20 protein-coding genes are annotated in these 19553 nt (G+C 60.7%); 11 read left to right on the top strand and 9 right to left on the bottom strand.

Translation table 11 applies throughout. The features are described from left to right. The first annotated feature begins 80 nt into the window (after nucleotides 1–80). Entirely contained in the window at nucleotides 81–590 is a 510-nt protein-coding gene (locus tag NVB75_RS07310) for a DUF1993 family protein (protein ID WP_003211233.1), read from the top strand. A gap of 71 nt (nucleotides 591–661) precedes the next feature. On the opposite strand, the gene sstT is transcribed toward NVB75_RS07310, so the two are convergent. Then, nucleotides 662–1882, bottom strand: a complete 1221-nt coding sequence (sstT, locus tag NVB75_RS07305) for a serine/threonine transporter SstT (RefSeq protein ID WP_258346651.1) — start codon at nucleotides 1880–1882, stop codon at nucleotides 662–664. 214 nt (nucleotides 1883–2096) lie between these two features. Between sstT and NVB75_RS07300 the strand changes: the two genes are divergently transcribed. Further along, nucleotides 2097–3251: an MFS transporter gene (locus NVB75_RS07300; RefSeq protein ID WP_258346650.1), complete on the top strand. Its 1155-nt coding sequence runs from the start codon at nucleotides 2097–2099 to the stop codon at nucleotides 3249–3251. 4 nt (nucleotides 3252–3255) lie between these two features. Here the strand turns inward: NVB75_RS07300 and nhaR are convergent, their stop codons facing one another. After that, nucleotides 3256–4158 carry a transcriptional activator NhaR gene (gene nhaR / locus NVB75_RS07295; protein ID WP_258346649.1) on the bottom strand — a complete coding sequence of 301 codons (903 nt, stop codon included), beginning with the start codon at nucleotides 4156–4158 and terminating at the stop codon, nucleotides 3256–3258. 134 nt (nucleotides 4159–4292) lie between these two features. On the opposite strand from nhaR, the gene NVB75_RS07290 reads away from it, so the two are divergent. The 4 genes from NVB75_RS07290 (at nucleotide 4293) to mnmH (ending at nucleotide 7553) form a co-directional block, all read left to right on the top strand. Beyond that, the gene (locus NVB75_RS07290; protein ID WP_258346648.1) at nucleotides 4293–4556 is read left to right on the top strand and encodes a hypothetical protein; all 264 of its coding nucleotides are present in this window, start codon (nucleotides 4293–4295) and stop codon (nucleotides 4554–4556) included. A 28-nt stretch (nucleotides 4557–4584) separates the two neighbouring features. Further along, a complete protein-coding gene (locus NVB75_RS07285) occupies nucleotides 4585–5331 on the top strand; it encodes a TerC family protein (RefSeq protein ID WP_258346647.1) in 747 nt (248 codons plus the stop codon). A gap of 84 nt (nucleotides 5332–5415) precedes the next feature. Further along, nucleotides 5416–6450, top strand: coding sequence for a selenide, water dikinase SelD (selD, locus tag NVB75_RS07280; RefSeq protein ID WP_258346646.1), 1035 nt, complete (start codon nucleotides 5416–5418; stop codon nucleotides 6448–6450). Next, nucleotides 6450–7553, top strand: a complete 1104-nt coding sequence (gene mnmH / locus NVB75_RS07275) for a tRNA 2-selenouridine(34) synthase MnmH (protein WP_258346645.1) — start codon at nucleotides 6450–6452, stop codon at nucleotides 7551–7553. The genes selD and mnmH overlap by 1 nt, the downstream gene beginning before the upstream one ends. Nucleotides 7554–7681: 128 nt before the next feature. Here the strand turns inward: mnmH and NVB75_RS07270 are convergent, their stop codons facing one another. After that, nucleotides 7682–8737: a permease gene (locus NVB75_RS07270; protein WP_258346643.1), complete on the bottom strand. Its 1056-nt coding sequence runs from the start codon at nucleotides 8735–8737 to the stop codon at nucleotides 7682–7684. A gap of 50 nt (nucleotides 8738–8787) precedes the next feature. Further along, nucleotides 8788–9489: a histidine phosphatase family protein gene (locus tag NVB75_RS07265; protein ID WP_258346642.1), complete on the bottom strand. Its 702-nt coding sequence runs from the start codon at nucleotides 9487–9489 to the stop codon at nucleotides 8788–8790. Between the two features lie 240 nt (nucleotides 9490–9729). Between NVB75_RS07265 and NVB75_RS07260 the strand changes: the two genes are divergently transcribed. The 3 genes from NVB75_RS07260 to hemB all read left to right on the top strand — a co-directional run bounded on the left by NVB75_RS07260 (nucleotide 9730) and on the right by hemB (nucleotide 12378). After that, entirely contained in the window at nucleotides 9730–10428 is a 699-nt protein-coding gene (locus NVB75_RS07260) for a glutathione S-transferase N-terminal domain-containing protein (protein WP_076016880.1), read from the top strand. Between the two features lie 8 nt (nucleotides 10429–10436). Next, nucleotides 10437–11279, top strand: coding sequence for a PhzF family phenazine biosynthesis protein (locus tag NVB75_RS07255; RefSeq protein ID WP_258346641.1), 843 nt, complete (start codon nucleotides 10437–10439; stop codon nucleotides 11277–11279). A 124-nt stretch (nucleotides 11280–11403) separates the two neighbouring features. Continuing rightward, nucleotides 11404–12378: a porphobilinogen synthase gene (hemB, locus tag NVB75_RS07250; protein ID WP_258346640.1), complete on the top strand. Its 975-nt coding sequence runs from the start codon at nucleotides 11404–11406 to the stop codon at nucleotides 12376–12378. A gap of 66 nt (nucleotides 12379–12444) precedes the next feature. Here the strand turns inward: hemB and NVB75_RS07245 are convergent, their stop codons facing one another. After that, a complete protein-coding gene (locus NVB75_RS07245; RefSeq protein WP_258346639.1) occupies nucleotides 12445–13938 on the bottom strand; it encodes a hypothetical protein in 1494 nt (497 codons plus the stop codon). 329 nt (nucleotides 13939–14267) lie between these two features. Between NVB75_RS07245 and NVB75_RS07240 the strand changes: the two genes are divergently transcribed. Continuing rightward, on the top strand, nucleotides 14268–15353 hold the full coding sequence (locus tag NVB75_RS07240; protein ID WP_258346638.1) for a DUF1615 domain-containing protein: 1086 nt from the start codon (nucleotides 14268–14270) through the stop codon (nucleotides 15351–15353). On the opposite strand, the gene NVB75_RS07235 is transcribed toward NVB75_RS07240, so the two are convergent. Beyond that, the gene (locus NVB75_RS07235) at nucleotides 15350–16123 is read right to left on the bottom strand and encodes a DUF4349 domain-containing protein (protein WP_258346637.1); all 774 of its coding nucleotides are present in this window, start codon (nucleotides 16121–16123) and stop codon (nucleotides 15350–15352) included. The genes NVB75_RS07240 and NVB75_RS07235 overlap by 4 nt on opposite strands. 150 nt (nucleotides 16124–16273) lie before the next feature. Here NVB75_RS07235 and NVB75_RS07230 point away from each other — a divergent pair, with 150 nt between their 5' ends. Continuing rightward, nucleotides 16274–16693: a PaaI family thioesterase gene (locus NVB75_RS07230; RefSeq protein ID WP_258346635.1), complete on the top strand. Its 420-nt coding sequence runs from the start codon at nucleotides 16274–16276 to the stop codon at nucleotides 16691–16693. A gap of 176 nt (nucleotides 16694–16869) precedes the next feature. On the opposite strand, the gene NVB75_RS07225 is transcribed toward NVB75_RS07230, so the two are convergent. Genes NVB75_RS07225 through NVB75_RS07215 form a run of 3 tightly spaced genes read right to left on the bottom strand, consistent with a single transcriptional unit; the run spans nucleotide 16870 to nucleotide 19452 of the window. Continuing rightward, complete coding sequence (locus tag NVB75_RS07225; RefSeq protein ID WP_258346634.1) at nucleotides 16870–18051, bottom strand: acetyl-CoA C-acetyltransferase; 1182 nt, start codon at nucleotides 18049–18051, stop codon at nucleotides 16870–16872. A gap of 11 nt (nucleotides 18052–18062) precedes the next feature. Next, on the bottom strand, nucleotides 18063–18722 hold the full coding sequence (locus NVB75_RS07220) for a CoA transferase subunit B (RefSeq protein WP_003211625.1): 660 nt from the start codon (nucleotides 18720–18722) through the stop codon (nucleotides 18063–18065). A 31-nt stretch (nucleotides 18723–18753) separates the two neighbouring features. Then, nucleotides 18754–19452, bottom strand: a complete 699-nt coding sequence (locus NVB75_RS07215) for a CoA transferase subunit A (RefSeq protein WP_063031241.1) — start codon at nucleotides 19450–19452, stop codon at nucleotides 18754–18756. Between the last annotated feature and the right edge of the window lie 101 nt (nucleotides 19453–19553).

Here is a 19553-nt window from a genome sequence, read left to right as displayed (position 1 = left end):
ATAAAAGACAAGCGGCGCCGGCGGCCAGCATGTCTATAATCGCGGCTGTTTCAAACCCTGCCACAACTGTCGAGACTGTCATGACTATTTCCCTGTACGCCGCTTCCCTCCCGGTCTTCAAGCAAATGCTCAACGCCCTGAGCGATGTGCTGAACAAGGCCGAAGCCCACGCCACCGCCAAGAACATCGACCCGAACGCCTTCCTGCAAGCGCGCCTGTACCCGGATATGTTCCCGCTGGTGCGTCAGGTGCAGATCGCTGTCGACTTCGCCAAAGGCGTTTCTGCCCGCCTGGCTGAAATCGAAGTTCCGAAATACGACGACACAGAAGTCACCTTCGCCGACCTGCAAGCGCTGATCGCCAAGGTCCTGGCGTTTATCGACACCATCACCCCGGCCCAGGTCGACGGTAAAGAAGGCATCGAAATCATCACCCGCCCTGGCACGCCGAAAGAGAAGCGCTTCAGCGGCCAGTCGTACCTGCTGAGCTACGGCCTGCCGCAGTTCTTCTTCCACGTCACCACCGCTTACGCCTTGTTGCGTCACAACGGTGTGGAAGTGGGCAAGCGCGACTACATGGGCGCGTTCTAAGCCTTCAGGCATAAAAAAGCCCGGGGCGGTTCATTTGCGAACCGCCCCGGGCTTTTTTGTGCGCGTGAGGTTTACGCGGTCTGTTCTTCTTTGCCCAGGCACGCGGCAGCGGTGAACAGCACGTCGGTGGACGAGTTCAGCGCGGTTTCCGCCGAGTCCTGCAACACGCCGATGATGAAGCCCACGGCCACCACCTGCATGGCGATTTCGCTGGGAATGCCGAACAGGCTGCACGCCAGCGGGACCAACAGCAGCGAACCCCCGGCAACCCCCGACGCGCCGCAGGCACACACCGCAGCGACCACACTGAGCAACACGGCGGTGGGGATGTCCACGGCAATGCCCAGGGTGTGCACGGCGGCCAGGGTCAGTACGGTGATGGTGATGGCCGCGCCGGCCATATTGATGGTGGCACCCAGCGGAATCGACACCGAGTAGGTGTCTTCATGCAGGCCCAGGCGTTTGCTCAACGCCAGGTTGACCGGAATGTTGGCCGCCGAACTGCGGGTGAAAAACGCGGTGATACCACTTTTCCGCAGGCACATCAGCACCAGCGGGTACGGGTTGCGGCGCAGCTTCCAGAACACGATGGCCGGGTTGATCACCAACGCGACGAACAGCATGCAGCCGATCAACACCAGCAGCAGGTGCGCATAGCCCAACAGGGCGCCGAAGCCGGACGTGGCGAGGGTCGAGGCCACCAGGCCGAAGATCCCCAGGGGCGCGAAGCGGATCACCATGCGCACGATCAGCGTAATGCCATTGGACAGGTCCCCCAGCACGGTACGGGTGGTGTCGCTGGCATGGCGGATCGCTATGCCCATGCCGATGGCCCAGGCGAGGACGCCGATGAAGTTGGCGTTCATCAGCGCGCTGACCGGGTTGTCCACCACGCTGAGCAACAGGCTTTGCAGCACCTCGCCGATGCCGCCGGGGGCGCTGACAGTCAGGTCGTGAGTGGCCAGTACCAGCGAGGAGGGGAACAGCATGCTGGCGATCACCGCCACCACGGCAGCAGCAAAAGTGCCCAGCAGGTACAGGAACAGGATCGGCCTGATATGGGTTTCCTGGCCATGCTTGTGGTTGGCAATCGAAGCCATCACCAGCACAAACACCAGGATGGGCGCGACGGCCTTGAGCGCCGAGACAAAGACCTTGCCGATAAACCCGGTGGCTTGTGCGACGTCGGGTAACAGCAGGGCCAACAGGATACCGGCGATCAGGCCGATGATGATTTGGGTGACCAGGCTGATAGACATCAGGCGTTGAAAGAGGGAAGGGGCAGCAGTCATAAAAGGGTTGTCTCTAGTTTTTTTAATAGATGCAGCTAGGCAGCATGAATCTGGCAGGGGCGAAGTCTAACATCTGTAGGAAACGTCTAATCCGGGTGCGGCGTTCCGTCGCCACGATGGGACACATTCTGTTAACATTGCCCATCCTCTTATCTCTTCTCTATCAGCGGGCCCTCCGGGCTGTCGTTGATGTCGCTGTTTTCTGGAGTTTTTGATGTTGTTTCCGATCCTGCTGTTGTCGGCGGCCGGTTTTACCGTACTGACCACAGAGTTCATCATCGTCGGCCTGTTGCCTTCCATTGCCCGGGACCTCGACGTGAGCGTGTCCCAGGCCGGGCTGCTGGTGACGTTGTTCGCCTTCACCGTGGCGGCGTTTGGCCCGTTCCTGACCGCGTATTTCGCGCGGTTCGAGCGCAAGCGGCTGTTTATCACGATCCTGATCATGTTCGGCCTGGCCAACACTCTGGCGGCTATGGCCTCGAATATCTGGGTCATGTCCCTGGCCCGGTTGATCCCGGCGCTGGGGCTGCCGGTGTTCTGGGCCCTGGCCAGCGAGACGGCGGTGGACATCGTCGGGCCGGATTTCGCCGGCCGCGCGATTGAAAAGATCGGCTTCGGCATCGTATGTGCCACAGTCTTCGGGATTCCGGTGGGCACGCTGATTTCCGATATGTTCGGCTGGCGCACCGCCTTCGGCATTCTTGCGGTGGTGGCGTTTGCCAAGGCCTTGCTGCTGTTTATCTACCTGCCGAAGACCCGCGCAAAGAACGACCAGGTCAGCTTGCGCTCGCAGTTCAAGATCTTGCGCAGCCCGCTGATGCAGGGCCATATCCTGCTGTCGATCCTGGTGTTCAGCGGCATGTTCACCGCCTATACGTACCTGGCGGACATCCTTGAGCGCCTGGCGGGTTTCGACGGCACGGTAGTGGGTTGGTGCCTGATGGGCTTTGGCGCGGTCGGCCTGATCGGCAACTCCTTGGGCGGGCGCATGGTCGACCGGCATCCGCTGATTGCGTCGATGCTGTTCTGCGGCTTCATGATCGCCGGCATGGTGGCGCTGGTGCCCGCCATTCATTCCACCATCGGATTGGCGGCGGCGATGGCCGTATGGGGCGTGACCCAGGCGGCATTGTTTTTGGTCAGTCATGTGCGGCTGATGAAGGCCGCGCCTCATGCACCGGCCTTTGCCGCCTCGCTGAACATCGCCGGGGCCAACCTGGGGATTGGCCTGGGGGCGTTGGTGGGCGGTCACGTGATCGACACCCTGGGCCTTGGCAGCCTCGGCTTTGCGGCGGCCGGTTTTATTCTGCTGTCGATCCTGCTGGCGCTGTGGCTGATGACTGCCAAGACCCGCGCCGTCTGCGCCTGAGTCCTCAGGGCAGGGCCGTAAACAGCTCCCGTCTTGCACCTTCGGTAATCGCCACGATGCCGGGGTGCTTGACCTTGCGCTCTACCGAGATCGCATAAAACGACTCGGTCACCGCATCCGTCTGGCCGATCAGCACCACGCCATATTGGCGTTCCACCTCATCGGCAATCACGCTGGGCGCGATAAAAATCCCGCTGCCGGATTGGCCAAAGGCCTGCATCAACGCGCTGTCGTCAAACTCCCCGACAATCCGTGGCTGGATCTGCTGCTCGGCAAACCAGCGCAGCAAACGGCTGCGCACTACTGTCTCGGCGCCCGGAATCAACAGCGGCGCACCCTGCAGGCATTGTGGGAAATCGCCGCGATGCTGGTCAGCCAAGGCCTGGGTCGCGAAAAAACTGATCCCGCATTCCCCCAGCTTCTGGCTGTAGCCCTTGATGTCCAGGTGCGGGGGCATCGGGCTGTCGGAGATCACCAGGTCCAGGCGCTGGATCGCCAGGTCTGCCAGCAAGCGTTCGAGTTTGTCTTCACGGCAGGTAATGCGGATCGGCTCGCTCAATTCCATGGTTGGCGCAATCAGCCGGTAGACGATGGACTTGGGCACCACATCCGCCACGCCGACCCGGAACACAATCTGCTGCTCGTTGGGCTGGGTGCGCAGCATCGCCTCCAGCTCATTGCCCAGCTGGAACATCTGCTCGGCATAGGGCAGGGCCTGGCGCCCGGCTTCCGTGAGTTCCAGCTGGCGTCCGACCTTTTGAAACAACGCCACGCCAAAAGTCTGCTCCAGCAGGCTGATCTGCCCGCTGATGGTTTGCGGCGTGAGGTTCAGTTGCTCGCAGGCGCGCACGATGCTGCCGGTCTTGGCGACGACCCAGAAGTAGTGCAGTTGTCGGTAATTGAGCATGGCGGCCAACACTTCGTGAAAACCGAAGTATAAATGAAAAAAATACGAATTTTACTGAAGTGTTCATCTGCATAGAATGCGTCGCTATCGAGGGGCCACTACTTGGACCCAACGGTTCTAACGAGGAACGCATCATGAAACTCAAATCTCTGGGCGCAACGGCGTTACTTGGGCTTTCATTAGTCATGCTCAGTGGCTGTGACCAAGCGGAAAAAAGCGCGCAACAACTGCTGGGTAAAGCCTCCGAGTCCGCCAAACAAGTGATTGACGACACTCATCAGGCCGCCGAGCAGGCGTTGAGTGACGCGACCAAAGGCTTGATTGCTCCGCCGGAGCGCAAGCAGGACAACGAGGGACAGGAAGACAACACGCCTGAGTCCACCTCCCAAGAAACCTGATACCCGCACATCACACCAGGACTGAACTATGGAATACCTCTTACAACTGGCCGCCAGCCCGACCGCGTGGATCGCACTGGCTACCCTGATCGTCATGGAGATCGTGCTGGGGATCGATAACCTGATCTTTATCTCGATCCTCACCAACAAGTTGCCGGTGCAACACCGGGCCAAGGCCCGCCGCATCGGCATCAGCATGGCATTGATCCTGCGTCTGGGCCTGTTGAGCACCATTGCCTTTATCGTGCAGTTGACTGAGCCGGTCATCGATATCCTGGGGCAGTCGTTCTCCTGGAAGGACATGATCCTGATCGCCGGTGGCCTGTTCCTGGTGTGGAAGGCGACCACCGAGATCCATCACAGCATGGACCCTGAGAAGGAGCATGTGGACAGCGGCACACCGAGCGTAAGCCTGGGCTTCGCTTCGGCGATTGGCCAGATTCTGTTGCTGGACCTGGTGTTCTCCATCGACAGCATCATCACCGCCGTGGGCATGACCGAGCACTTGCCGATCATGATCATTGCCGTGGTGGTCTCGGTCATCGTGATGCTGGTGGCGGCCGAGCCGTTGGCCAAGTTCATCAACGAGAACCCGACGATTGTGATGTTGGCCTTGGGCTTCCTCATCATGATCGGTATGACGTTGATTGCCGAAGGTTTCGGCGCCCATGTGCCAAAAGGCTATGTGTACGCGGCCATGGCGTTCTCGGCGGCTATCGAGTGTCTGAACATGATGCGACGCAACCGGCATAAACGGCTTGCTGCCAAACACTAAGGGCTGAACATAAAGGCCGACTGCATGCAGTCGGCCTTTTGCTGTCTGCTAGAATCCGCCCACTTGACGCCTTGAGGGATACCCATGAACGAGCCGATTCGCCTGACCCAATACAGCCACGGTGCTGGTTGCGGTTGCAAGATCTCACCTCAGGTACTGGAAGTGATCCTCGCCGGCAGTGGCGCACAGAACCTCGACCCCAAGCTCTGGGTAGGCAACGCTTCGCGCGATGACGCGGCGGTGTATGCCATCGACGACGAGCGCGGCGTGGTGTCTACCACCGATTTTTTCATGCCGATTGTCGATGATCCCTTCGACTTCGGCCGTATTGCCGCCACCAACGCCATCAGCGATATCTACGCCATGGGTGGCGATCCATTGATGGCCATCGCGATTCTCGGCTGGCCGGTCAACGTGCTGGCCCCGGAAATTGCCCGGGAAGTGATTCGCGGCGGTCGCTCCGTGTGTGACGCTGCCGGGATTCCCCTGGCCGGTGGCCACTCCATCGACGCCCCCGAGCCGATCTTCGGCCTGGCCGTCACCGGGCTGGTGGAAAAACGCCATATGAAGCGCAACGACACCGCCACCGCCGGTTGTCAGCTGTACCTGACCAAACCCTTGGGTATCGGCATCCTCACCACCGCCGAAAAGAAGGGCAAGTTGCGCGAGGCTGATATCGGCCTGGCCCGTGACTGGATGTGCACCCTCAACAAACCCGGCAGCCGTTTTGGCAAGCTGGCCGGTGTCACGGCCATGACCGACGTCACCGGTTTCGGCCTGTTGGGCCACCTGGTGGAAATGGCCGACGGCAGCAATGTGACTGCCCGCATCGAATACGAAAAAGTCCCACGCCTGCCCGGGGTTGAGTACTACCTGGAGCAGGGCTGCGTGCCTGGCGGCACCTTGCGCAACTTCGACAGCTACGCCAGCAAGCTGGGGCGCCTGAACGAACTGCACAAGCGCGTGCTGTGCGACCCGCAAACCAGCGGCGGCCTGCTGGTGGCGGTCACGCCTGAAGGCAATGCCGAATTCCTTGCCGTGGCGGCGGAACTGGGCCTGAACCTTGAGCCGATCGGCGAACTGGTTGAGCGACAGACCAACGCGGTAGAGGTGTTCTGATGCCCATCGACATCACCGATTACCGCGATATCTTTCTCAACGACCGGCCGATGATGGATACCCGCGCGCCGATCGAGTTCACCAAGGGCGCGTTCCCCGGGGTGATCAACCTGCCGTTGATGACCGACGACGAGCGCGAACGGGTGGGCACCTGTTACAAGCAGCAAGGCCAGCAGGCGGCCATTGTTCTCGGTCACGAACTGGTGTCCGGGGCGATCAAGGCCGAACGTATCGAACACTGGGCGCGCTTCGCCCAGGCCAATCCTGATGGCTTGCTGTACTGCTTTCGCGGCGGGATGCGTTCGCAGATTGCCCAGCAATGGTTGAAAACCGAGGCGGGTATCGACTATCCGCGAGTGGGCGGTGGCTACAAAGCCATGCGAACCTTCCTGCTCGACACCGTTGAAAGCGCCACCGCGCAATGCGACTTCGTGTTGCTGGGCGGCATGACCGGCACCGGCAAGACCGAAGTGCTCGGCCAGTTGAACAACGCCCTGGACCTGGAAGGCCACGCCAACCATCGCGGTTCCAGCTTCGGCAAGCGCGCCACGGCGCAACCCTCCAACATCGACTTCGAAAACCGCCTGGCGGTGGACCTGCTGAAAAAGCGTGCCGCCGGTATTGAGCAGTTCGTGGTCGAGGATGAGAGCCGGATGATCGGCAGTTGCGCCCTGCCATTACCCTTGCACAAGGGCATGCAGGGCTTTCCGATGGTCTGGCTGGAAGACAGCGTTGAAGGCCGCGTGGAGCGCATCCTGAAGGATTACGTGGTGGACCTTTGCGCCGAATTTGTCACGGTGTTTGGCGAGACTGGCCAGGACTTGTTTGCCGAACGCCTGACCCAGAGCCTGGGCAATATCCACAAGCGCCTGGGCGGCGAGCGGTTTGCGCGGTTGTACGCGATCATGCAGGACGCCTTGGCGGAGCAAGCTCGCAGCGGTGCGGTGGAGTTGCACCGTGGCTGGATTGAGGGGTTGTTGCGTGAGTATTACGACCCGATGTACGCCTTTCAGCGGGAAAGCAAAGGTGCGCGCATCGAGTTTGCGGGAGAGCAAGCGGCGGTGGTGGAGTATTTCCGGGACAGGCTCGCTCGGCGTAAGTAATTGATTGAGTTGGCCGGCCCTTTCGCGAGCAAGCCCGCTCCCACATTCGACCGCATTCCTACAGGATAAACGCGGTCGAATGAGGGAGCGGGCTTGCTCGCGAAGAGGCCCTCAAACTCACCCAATCACTACAGGATAAACGCCCCGATCAGCCCACACACCACCCCCATCAGCATGGTCAGCCCGGCCACAGTCACCAGCACCCGCGCGTCGAAGTCCTTGCGCAGCATCAGCAGCGACGGCAGGCTCACGCTCGGCAGGGTCATCAGCAAGGCCACGGCCGGGCCGGTACCCATGCCGAGGGTCATCATGGTCTGCACAATCGGAATTTCGGCGGCAGTCGGAATCACGAACAACGTGCCGACAATCGCCAGCGGCACCAGCCATACCAGGCTGTTGGCCATGGCGCCGTCAACATGGGGAAACAGCCAGACCCGCGCCGCGCCGAGGATCAGCACGGCCAGGATGTACACCGGAATCGTGCTCCAGAACAGCTGCCACAGGGTGCGCAGCCAGCGGCTCAGGAACGGTTCGGTTTCGGTAAGGCTGGCTTGGGCCACGGCGTCCAGCGCCGCTTCCGGCACCTGCTCCGGCCGCGCGATGCGTTGCGCCACCAGCGACACACCCACCACCAGCACGATCCCGGCCACCAACCGCAGGGCGGTAAAGCCCCAGCCCAGCACAAAACCCATGAACACCAGCGTCGCCGGGTTCAACACGGGGTTGGCAATCCAGAACGCCAGCGCCGCGCCCACCGACACCTTCTGCCGACGCATACCGGCGGTCACTGGGGCGGCGCAGCAACTGCACATCATCCCTGGCAAGGCGAAGAGCCCGCCACGCAGGGTGGAACCCAGGCCGGCGCGACCAAACAGGCGCAACAGCCAGTCTCGCGGGATCAGCACTTGCAGCAATGAGCCAAGAATGACCGCCAGTACAGCGGCTTTCCAGATCGCCAGGAAATACACCTGGGCGTAGGCCAACGCAGCGGCCAGTGGCGCGCTTTGCTGGTCGTTGAGAATCGACGCGCCGATGCTGTGATTATCTGCCGCAATAAACGCCTTGGCGTAGTAGGGCGACCACTTCACGTAGTAGAGGCCGATGCAGGCTACCAGCAGGAACAGCGCTGGTTTCCACCAGAAGGACCAGCCCCGGGCAGGCTGGGTGGAGGAGAGGTTGGACATGTGGATGATCCGCAGCTGAGTCAATAGCGCAGCATCATACGCTGTGGCACTCAGATATCGGCGCTAACCTGCGTTGCATCCGGGCAACTCTGCTCGCCGTTATCCAGCCCTTGCTTGTAATTGCGGCTCAGCAGCGTGGCCTTGCCGTTGTGCCAGGTCAGCGTCAGCACGTACAAGGTGTCGAAATCAGTGCCGGACCAATCGTCGGTAATCACATGTTTTTCGCCTACCGCTTCACTGGCCACCTTGTTGATCAACTCCGGCAGGTAGCCGTGGGACCAGGCGGTGTAGATCACGGCGTTGTGGTACTTGTCTTCCACCAGCTCATCGGCGAGGGCGCTGGTGTCATTGGCCGAGAAGTTGATGTTCACCGGCAACCCGAGCTTGATGGCGCTGGGGCTGATGGTCATCAGTGGGCGAATGTAGCTGTAGGAGTTGTCTTTCTCGCCTTCCTCGACGTTGCGGGTCGGGTTGGCGGCAAACACAAAGTCAGCCTTGCCGAATTTTTCCGGCAGGACGCTGGCCAGGTTCATCGCGCGGTTCAAACCCTGGCAATTGAGCTGGCCGAGGCCGCCGGCGGGTTTTTCGGCATGGCGCAGGAACACCAGGGTTTGCACGCCGTCGACCTGCTGGGCGCGGCTGATTCTGGATTCGAGGGTCAGGCCGACTGCGGCGCCTACCAGTAATACCGGCAGCAGGATGTAGGAGTAGCGTTTCAGGCGTTTCGCAAGGCACAGAGGCTTGATAGTCATTGAGGCTCGAGTCTTCGTGCAGCGGGTTAAGGCGGACAAGCCAGGTGTTCCGTGTCGTGAAAGTGGCTTCCTTGGGGTCGCACTTAAGAGTGCAACCGGGCACTTTGGTTCGTTACAGGTGGACAATGGGGCGGCATCCCTGCCGAGTGCAGGAGATTAACCGGCGGATGTTGCGGATTTAAGTCGGGTGCGCGCCGACGGTTCAGCCACTATTATCAGGGTTTTAACTGGGCTTTTGCGATGAACTCACTGACAGACTTTCCCATCACCGCCAAATGGCCGGCCCGGCATCCTGAGCGCCTGCAGCTCTATTCCTTGCCGACGCCCAACGGGGTGAAGGTGTCGATCATGCTGGAGGAGCTCGGGTTGCCTTACGAGGCGCACAAAGTCAGCTTCGAGACCCAGGACCAGCTCAGCGCCGAATTCATGTCGTTGAACCCCAACAACAAGATCCCGGCGATCATCGACCCCAATGGCCCCGGCGGCCAGGCGCTGGGCTTGTTCGAGTCGGGCGCGATCCTGATCTACCTTGCCGAAAAGAGCGGCGAGTTGCTGCCCGAAGACCCGGCAATGCGTTACGAGACGATCCAGTGGCTGATGTTCCAGATGGCCGGCATCGGGCCGATGTTTGGCCAGGTGGGGTTCTTCAACAAATTCGCCGGCGCGGCCTACGAGGACAAACGCCCGCGTGACCGCTACGTCGCCGAGGCGCGCCGCTTGCTGGAAGTGCTGGAAAAGCGCCTGCTGGGGCGCACCTGGATCATGGGCGACGAGTACAGCATTGCCGACATCGCCACCTTTCCGTGGGTGCGCAACCTGATTGGTTTCTACGAGTCCGGCGACCTGGTCGGCATTACCGACTTCCCGAACGTGCTGCGGGCGCTGGACGGATTCGTCGCCCGGCCTGCGGTGATCCGTGGCTTGAACATCCCAGCTTAAGGACCTGCATGCCTTCCTTCGACTTCAAACAGCTCGACGTCTTCAGCAACGTGGCCTTAAAGGGCAACCCGCTGGCGGTGGTGCTGGGCGCCGACAGCCTGAGCGACCAGCAAATGGCGGATTTCGCCAACTGGACCAACCTCAGTGAGACCACGTTTTTGCTCAAGCCCCGTGATCCACGGGCGGACTACCGCGTAAGAATCTTCACCACCCTGCAGGAACTGCCGTTTGCCGGCCATCCGACCCTCGGCAGTTGCCATGCCTGGCTGCAGGCCGGCGGCCAACCAGCAGGGGAGGAGATCATCCAGGAATGTGAGATCGGCCTGGTGCGCATCCGCCGCCAGGGAGATGAACTGGCGTTTATTGCGCCACCACTGCAGCGCTCCGGACCGCTGGAGTGCGAGTTGGTTGAGCGCGTGCGGCGGGGATTGGGCCTTGAACCCGGGGCGATTGTGCGTAGCCAGTGGGTGGATAACGGCGCAGGTTGGCTGGCGGTCATGCTGGAGGATCGCGAGCAGGTACTGGCGCTGCATCCGGATTACGCGCAGTTGCAGGGTCTGGCCGTGGGCGTGATCGCTCCGTGGAACCCCGGGCGGGACGGTGACGAGGCGCAATTTGAAGTGCGGGCCTTCATTGCCGGCGACGGTGCCCCGGAAGACCCGGCCACCGGCAGCTTGAACGCCGGTGTCGCCCAGTGGTTGCTCGGCGAAGGCCTGGCGCCCAGCCGCTATGTGGTCAGCCAGGGCACCGCCATGGGCCGCGCCGGGCGAATCCGCGTCGAACAGAGCGGCGAGGAAATCTGGGTCGGCGGTGCGGTGGCCGTTTGCATTGACGGGCGTGTACAGCTCTAGATCAATGCAATTGTTACCTGGCCTGCAATAAACTGTTCCGCACTTGGCGTTTGTACTCTGCGGTGTACGAGGCATAAGCTTTCGCCCCAATGTTTTTTTCGTCCTGCCTTTTTCAGGAGCATCAATGTCCAGCCAGTTCCCCGAAGCCCGTCCACGCCGCCTGCGCCGCTCTGCGGAGTTGCGTGGCTTGTTCCAGGAAAGCGAATTCACCCTCAATGACCTGGTGCTGCCGATCTTCGTTGAAGAAGAAATCGACGACTTCGTGCCGATCACCAGCATGCCCGGGGTGCAGCGCATTCCTGAGTCGAAGCTGGCGGGTGAGATCGAGCGCTATGCAAAAGCCGGGATCAAGTCGGTGATGACCTTCGGTGTGTCCCATCACCTCGACGCCTCCGGCAGCGACACCTGGCAAGAACGTGGCCTGGTCTCGCGCATGTCCTCGATCATCAAGGAAGCGGTGCCGGAAATGATCGTGATGTCCGACACCTGCTTCTGCGAGTACACCGACCACGGCCATTGCGGCGTGATGCACGGCGCTGAGGTCGACAATGACCGCACCCTGGTCAACCTCGGCAAACAAGCCGTGGCCGCCGCCCGCGCCGGTGCCGATGTGATTGCGCCATCCGCTGCAATGGACGGACAGGTCCAGGCCATTCGCCGCGCGCTGGATGAAGCAGGCTTCAGCCATATTCCGATCATGGCCTATTCCACCAAGTTTGCCTCGGCCCTCTACGGCCCGTTCCGCGAAGCCGGGGGGAGCGCGCTCAAGGGCGACCGCAAGAGCTACCAGATGAACCCGATGAACCGCCGCGAAGCGGTGCGTGAATCGTTGTTGGATGAACAGGAGGGCGCGGATGCGCTGATGGTCAAGCCGGCCGGCGCGTACCTGGACATCATCCGCGACATTCGCGAAGCCTCGCGTTTGCCGGTGGCGGCGTACCAGGTCAGCGGCGAGTACGCGATGATCAAGTTCGGTGCCCAGGCGGGCGCGATCGATGAAGCCCGCGTGGTGCGGGAAACCCTGGGGTCGATCAAGCGCGCTGGGGCGGACTTGATCTTCACCTACTTTGCGATGGACCTGGCACTCGCCGGGATCTGAGTTACTCAAGGCCTGGTGGTCAAGGGCGTGTGCGGCGGCCAATGTCTGGGCCGCCGCGCGTGCCAGTCAGAAGTTAATGCTGCTGGCTATATCCTTGAGGGCTATAAAACGCCGACCGGTAATGCCCTCATCGAAGCGCTTCAGTTCGCGCAAAAAACGTTTATTCAGCTCATCCAGTTCGGCGATTCCAAAGCCGTACCACGTGTCATGCAAATGCTGAGTGCCCTGGGGTGGGCCAAAGTACATTTTAAAACAGAGGCGGTTGCGCAGCGTGTCGCCAAACGTCACCAACTTTCGTCTATTGATCGGTGGAATGGTTTTGCTGGACGGCGCAGGCACGCGAAGTCTTAACGGGAAGATATTCTGCTGGTAATGACCCATTGCTCCATGATCTGCCGAATGTGCAACCGTGACATCCCAGATGAAATAAGCGATTGCCCTGGCGAATGTATCGCCTTCTCTCAGGCGCTGGTGTGCCGGGAAACCAGTCACCCAAGCGGCGATGGCATCGCTCCAGTAAGTTATAACGGGATCGTCAACGTCGATGTAAGAGGTCGCCGCACTTACAAAGTCAAATATTACGTCGTAATAGCCCCTGATGAAGTCGTCAAAGTCTGACCATATTTTTTCCGGAACCAGAGGGAACGTGTAGGGTGGATAGCTACTATTGCCTTCAATCCCGGAAAAGGCATCGGTCATCAGCCCCGTCCATCCGCGACCTTCATCAATAACCGGAACATTTCCCCATCCAGGATACGGTGTATAGGGCAGGAACTGATTGTTATGAGCGACGGAGTACGGTTGTAACGACACGGCTTGATTAATTGCCAGTTGAATTCTGGTGTGGGGAGCCAACAGCTTAAAGAGCAAATGCTCCTTGGGCAGCGCCGTTAAACTGATGGCGCTGATGGTATCCACCGGGAAGTGCAGCCGGGGATGAGTCAACAAGGTGGTCAAACACAGGGCGCCTTGCAGTACAAAATATTTGGCCAGTTCCCAGGCGTTTTTGTCGTCTGGCGTTAATACCAGACCATTTGTTTTTATGGCCAGCACAGTGCCGGAGTTGTTGCTGTCACGCTTGAATAACGTCAGGCTGGGCGCCGAATGAATGCCGTGCAGGGGGTCCCAGCGGTTCATGCTCACTGTGTCGATTTTCAGATATTTAGGTTCGCCGTGACTATCAAACAAATCGTCGGAATTCAGTAGTCCTGGGAATTCGCGGGCATCCTCCGTGTGCACCGGAGTCAGCAATTTGCTCAGGGTTCCATAAAATAATTGTTGCGCAAACAGTAAGTCGGAAACCGGCCGTAGCTTGTAATCACCCGCAAGCATCTTCAAGAGTATTTTGACGCGGCCGACCTTCAAGGTTTTAAGGTAGTGGGATACCACATCGATGCGAAAGTCATCGATCTGAGCCTTGGGGACTCTTTTTATCATGGCCGGCAACTCACCGGCCAAGGTGTTGGCTTTCGGCCATGGGCCCTGCATTCCGTATAAATAGTCGTCGGCGGTGTAACCCTGAAGCGGTCCCGCCCATTCCGCATAATGTTCGACTGACATAAACAATCTCCTTTTTACGAGAGTGAAGATTGGTTAGCGGTCGCAATACCTGAACAAATACGCCGTCACTGATAAATACCTTTTGGTCATCCAGGGGCTGCGTCAGCGCTTCGAACAGGGACGTCAGCGTCGCCCGAATATCAGTTAAACGTGAAAAAAAACCTGCCACAACTGTGATAGTTGACAGGTTATATTTTTTTGCAGATGTGCTACGTGATGCTGGATAGCGCGCTGGAGCCAGGAGGCCGTTGAACGAGGTCGGCGAACCCCGGTTAGACTTACCGGTCGATATCTGCCAAGACTGGCCCATCGTCACCCAAGGAAGCCCCATGCATTCATCCCGCCTGATCCTGTGCCTCACCACCTTGCTGGTGCTGGCCGGCTGCTCCAGCCAGCGCACCCAGCAATTGCCCGAGCGCAGAGAAGCTGAGGTAAAGGCGCAGATCGTGCGGCTAATGCCGGCCAGCGTGCCGGATCGTGGCGGCTGGGCCCAGGACATCTACACCGCCTTCAACACGCAGAAAATCTACCCCAGCACGGAAAACATCTGCGCGGTATTGGCCGTGACCGAGCAGGAGTCCACCTATCAGGTCGACCCGCCGGTACCGAGCATGGGCAAGATCGCCCAGGACGAAATCCTGCGCCGCGCCGCTAAAGTCCATGTGCCGGCGGTGCTGGTGCGCACGGCGCTGCAACTGCGCTCGCCCACCGGCAAGTCCTACGCCGAGCGCTTGAGCGCTGCGCGCACCGAGCGGGACTTGAGTGGAATCTTTGACGACTTCATCAGTGTCGTGCCCTTGGGCAACACCCTGTTTGGCGGCTTCAACCCGGTGCATACCGCCGGCCCGATGCAGGTCAGCATCGACTTCGCACAGAAGCAGGCCCGGGATTATCCCTACACCGTGGACGGCAGCATCCGTAGGGAAGTGTTTACCCGCCGCGGCGGCATGTACTTTGGCATCACCCATTTGCTGGGCTACCCGGTGAATTACGACCAGATGCTGTACCGCTTCGCCGATTTCAATGCGGGTTGGTACGCCAGCCGCAATGCGGCATTCCAGGCGGCGGTCAGCCGGGTCTCGGGGACCACGCTGGCGCTGGACGGCGACTTGATCAACTACGGCTCGTTCCTGCCAGGCACCACCGAGCTGGCAGTGCGCTCACTGGGCAAGGCGCTGGACATGCGCAACCCGAGCATCCGCAGTCAGTTGGAGCAGGGTGAGCGCCTGGATTTTGAAGACACCACCCTGTACCAGCGTGTGTTCGCCCTGGCCGACAAGGCCGCCGGCAAACCGGTGCCGCGAGCCATCTTGCCGGGCATCGTGCTGAAAAGCCCGAAGATCACCCGCAACCTCACCACCGCCTGGTTCGCCAAGCGCGTGGATGAGCGTTATCAGCGTTGCATGAAGCGTTAGGGGCGACGCTTGACCAACTTGCGCCACAGCCACACCCACAGCCACAACACCGGGAAGGCCAGGATCACGAACGGCAATACGTAGCTGGCGCGCTCCAGGGCGTCGGCGGTGCCGTCCACCAGGTTTTCGCCCAGGTTGCTGAACATGCGGCTCAGGCGTGACTGCTGTTGCAGTCCGTCGGAGGTGCTGAAATTCAGGGTCACGCGGTTGGTGTCCAGGCGACGCTTTTGGCCTGCGGCGGCCTGGGCCAGCTCCTGCAGGTCGTTTTCGATATTCGCCTGCTCCTTGCTCAAGGTGATCAGGTCGCCCACGGTGATGTCCTTGCGCTTGGCCAGTTCATCCAGGCGCTGCTGCTGGGCCAGCAAGCGCTCCTGACGACGCTGCACATCGGCGACGGCATCGGCCAGGTCTTCGGCGGTAGTGATCCGCTGCCCCAGCTTGCCGCCTTCGGCCGCCATGGTCACCAACGGTTCAACGCCGGCAGGTGCAATGCGTAGCACCATCTGGCCGCCGTCGCTGTCTTGCTTGATACCGAGAATATTGCACGGGCCGAACCGCGCCGACTCGCAGGCCTCGCGGGTGGCCTGCATGCGCGGTGCAAGCAGGGCGACGGGCAGCGACAGGCTCAGCTCATGCTCGTAGGCCAGTTGCGCCCCGGCCTTGCCTTGTTCGCCGCTGATGACGGTGGCTTCGGAATGGTCTTTGGGCGAGCAGCCGGTCAAGACCAGCAGCATCAGCAGGAGAGAGGTTTTGCCGTCCGGGTGGCGCATTACAGTTCCTTGGGGTGTGCAAAAGTGGCGATTAAACCGGGTCCGGCGGATTAACGCAAAGCATCGTGGAGGATTTGCAGCGCTGATCTTGATAGTCGTCGCCCAAGGGCTGGGGTACACCTCAAGGCTCATTCCAGGGAAGAATCCGCCATGACCGCCCATGTTGTCCCCGAAGGTTTTGTCCCGTTGTCTCGCAGCAGCCCTTTGCTAGACCTGCTGGGCCCGGTGTACTGCCGTGGTGAAGGAGTGCAGTTGGAGATTGGCCTGCGTGCGGACAACCGCCACGCCAATGGGCGCGGCACCGTGCATGGCGGCGTGTTGGCCACCCTGGCGGATGTGGGGATGGGCTACGCGATGGCGTTTTCCAGCGAGCCACCGCTACCGTTGATTACCGCGAGCATGACCCTCGACTACCTGGGAGCAGTGCAAGTGGGGGAGTGGATCGAGGTGCGCTTGGAACACCACAAGCGTGGGCGGCAGATGGCATTTGCCACGGTCAGCGTTCAGGTGGGGGAGAAGGTGGTAGTGCGGGCAAGTGCGGTGTTTGCGGTGCCCCAGGGGCGGGACTGACTGAGCGCAGTCCTGTGGCGAGGGGGCTTGTCCCCCGTTGGGCCGCGCAGCGGCCCCTAAAACCCGCGATGAAGTTCTACCTGAAACACCGAGGTCAATGTACTGGGGCTGCTGCGCAGGCCAACGGGGGACAAGCCCCCTCGCCACAGCCGGGCTCGTCCATGTTGCTCGTTAAATCAGCTGCGCTCGAGCGCCAGTGCTACACCCTGACCGCCACCAATGCACAGTGTGGCCAAACCTTTCTTGGCGTCGCGCTTGATCATTTCATGCAGCAGGGTCACCAGCACGCGGCAGCCTGATGCACCAATCGGGTGGCCGATGGCAATCGCGCCGCCGTTGACGTTGACCTTCGCCGCGTCCCATTCCAGCTCTTTGCCCACCGCCAGTGACTGCGCGGCGAAGGCTTCGTTGGCTTCGATCAGGTCCAGGTCGCCCAGGCTCCAGCCGGCTTTGTCCAGGCAGCGGCGGGTGGCCGATACCGGGCCAATGCCCATGATCGCGGGATCGACGCCGGCGTTGGCGTAGCTGGCAATACGGGCCAGCACTGGCAAGCCGAGCGCTTTGGCTTTATCTGCGCTCATCAGTAGCACGGCAGCCGCGCCGTCGTTGAGGCTGGACGCATTGCCGGCGGTGACGGTGCCGTCTTTCTTGAAGGCCGGCTTGAGCTTGGCCAGGGATTCGGCGGTGGTGCCGGCGCGTGGCTGTTCGTCCACCGCAAAGGCCACTGGATCGCCCTTGCGCTGGGGAATCAGGATCGGCGTGATCTCATCGTTGAAACGCCCGGCTTCAATGGCCGCGGTGGCTTTTTGCTGGGAGGCGGCGGCGAAGGCGTCCTGGGCTTCACGGCTGATGCCGTACTTGTCCACCAAGTTCTCGGCGGTGATGCCCATGTGGTAGTCGTTGAACGCATCCCACAGGCCGTCGGTGATCATGCTGTCGATCATTTTCGCGTGGCCCATGCGCAGGCCGGTGCGGGCGGCCGGCAATACGTACGGGGCCAGGCTCATGTTCTCCATGCCGCCGGCGATGATCACCTCGGCGTCACCGCAACGGATCGCTTGCGCGCCAAGGTGCAGGGCCTTGAGGCCCGAGCCGCAGACCTTGTTCAGGGTCAGGGCCGGTACGGCGTGGGGCAGGCCGGCAAGGATCGAGGCCTGGCGGGCCGGGTTCTGGCCGCTGCCGGCGGTGAGCACCTGGCCAAGGATCACTTCATCCACCAGCGCTGGGTCGATGCCGGTTTGCTCCAGCAGGCGACGGATCACCGCAGCCCCCAGCTCCGGGGCCGGGATGCTTGCCAGCGAACCTTGGAAGCTGCCCACGGCGGTGCGGGTGGCAGCAACAATCACGACGTCTTGCATGGAATCTGTCCTCACTGGAAGTGCATTTCTGGAACGTGGTCCGGGACGATCAGTTTACCGGCTGTCTTGCTGACGATCTCTTCAACACTGACGCCAGGTGCGCGTTCCTTGAGGACAAAAGCGCCATTTTCGATTTCCAGGTAAGCCAGGTCCGTCAGCACACGCTTGATGCAGTTGGCGCCGGTCAGCGGCAGGCTGCATTGGCTCAGCAACTTGGATTCACCGTCCTTGGACGCGTGGGTCATGATCACGATGATGTTCTCCGCCCCGGCCACCAGGTCCATTGCGCCGCCCATGCCCTTGACCAGCTTGCCGGGGATCATCCACGAGGCGATGTTGCCTTGCACGTCGACTTCAAACGCGCCAAGCACGGTCAGGTCGACGTGGCCGCCGCGAATCATCGCGAAGGATTCGGCCGAGGAGAATATCGATGCGCCAATGCGCGCGGTGACGGTCTGTTTGCCGGCGTTGATCATGTCGGCATCGATGGTTTCTTCTGTCGGAAACGGGCCCATGCCCAGCAGGCCGTTTTCCGACTGCAGCATCACTTCCATGCCCTCGGGGATATAGTTGGCCACCAGGGTCGGGATGCCGATGCCGAGGTTGACGTAGAAACCGTCCTGCATTTCGCGGGCGACGCGTTGAGCCATTTGTTCGCGGGTAAGAGCCATTGTTTGTCTCCTTATTATTTGGGCTGGTGGATTATTTGCGGAGGGTGCGCTGTTCGATGCGCTTCTCGAAGGTGCCGCAAATGATCCGGTCGACGTAGATCCCTGGGGTATGGATATGCGCCGGGTCCAGCTCGCCCGGTTCGACGATTTCTTCGACTTCGACCACGGTGATCTTGCCGGCGGTGGCGGCCAGCGGGTTGAAGTTCTGGGCGGTGTGGCGGTAGATCACGTTGCCGAAGTGGTCGGCTTTCCAGCCTTTGACGATGGCGAAGTCGCCGGTGATGGATTCTTCCATCAGGTACGGGCGACCGTTGAATTCGCGGGTTTCCTTGCCTTCAGCGACGGGTGTGCCGACGCCGGTGGCGGTGAAGAACGCCGGGATGCCGGCACCGCCTGCGCGCAGTTTTTCGGCGAGGGTGCCTTGGGGCGTCAGGACCACTTCGATTTCGCCGCTGAGCAGTTGCTTCTCGAACAGCGCGTTTTCACCGACGTAGGACGCGAAGACCTTACTGATCTGCTTGCCTTCCAGCAGCAGGCCCAGGCCAAAGCCGTCGACGCCGCAGTTATTGGAGACCACGGTCAGGTTACGGGTGCCTTTGCGCTTGATTTCGGCAATGAGGTTTTCCGGGATGCCGCACAGGCCAAAGCCTCCGGCCAGCACCGTCATGCCATCTTCCAGGCCTGCCAGCGCCTCTTCATAGGACGCTACGCGTTTATCAAAACCTGCCATATGCACCTCTTTTATTGTTTGTGGGCCAGCCATATGAACCGAGTGTTGCGCCGACGGATTGATTTGTTAAGTTGTTTTTTAAGGTTGATTGATTTAAAAAA

The sequence above is a fragment of the Pseudomonas sp. CBS genome (assembly GCF_024734645.1).
Taxonomy (GTDB): Bacteria; Pseudomonadota; Gammaproteobacteria; order Pseudomonadales; family Pseudomonadaceae; genus Aquipseudomonas.
The sequence above is the reverse complement of the archived record's forward strand: the minus strand, read 5'-3'. Positions and strand labels throughout refer to the sequence as shown.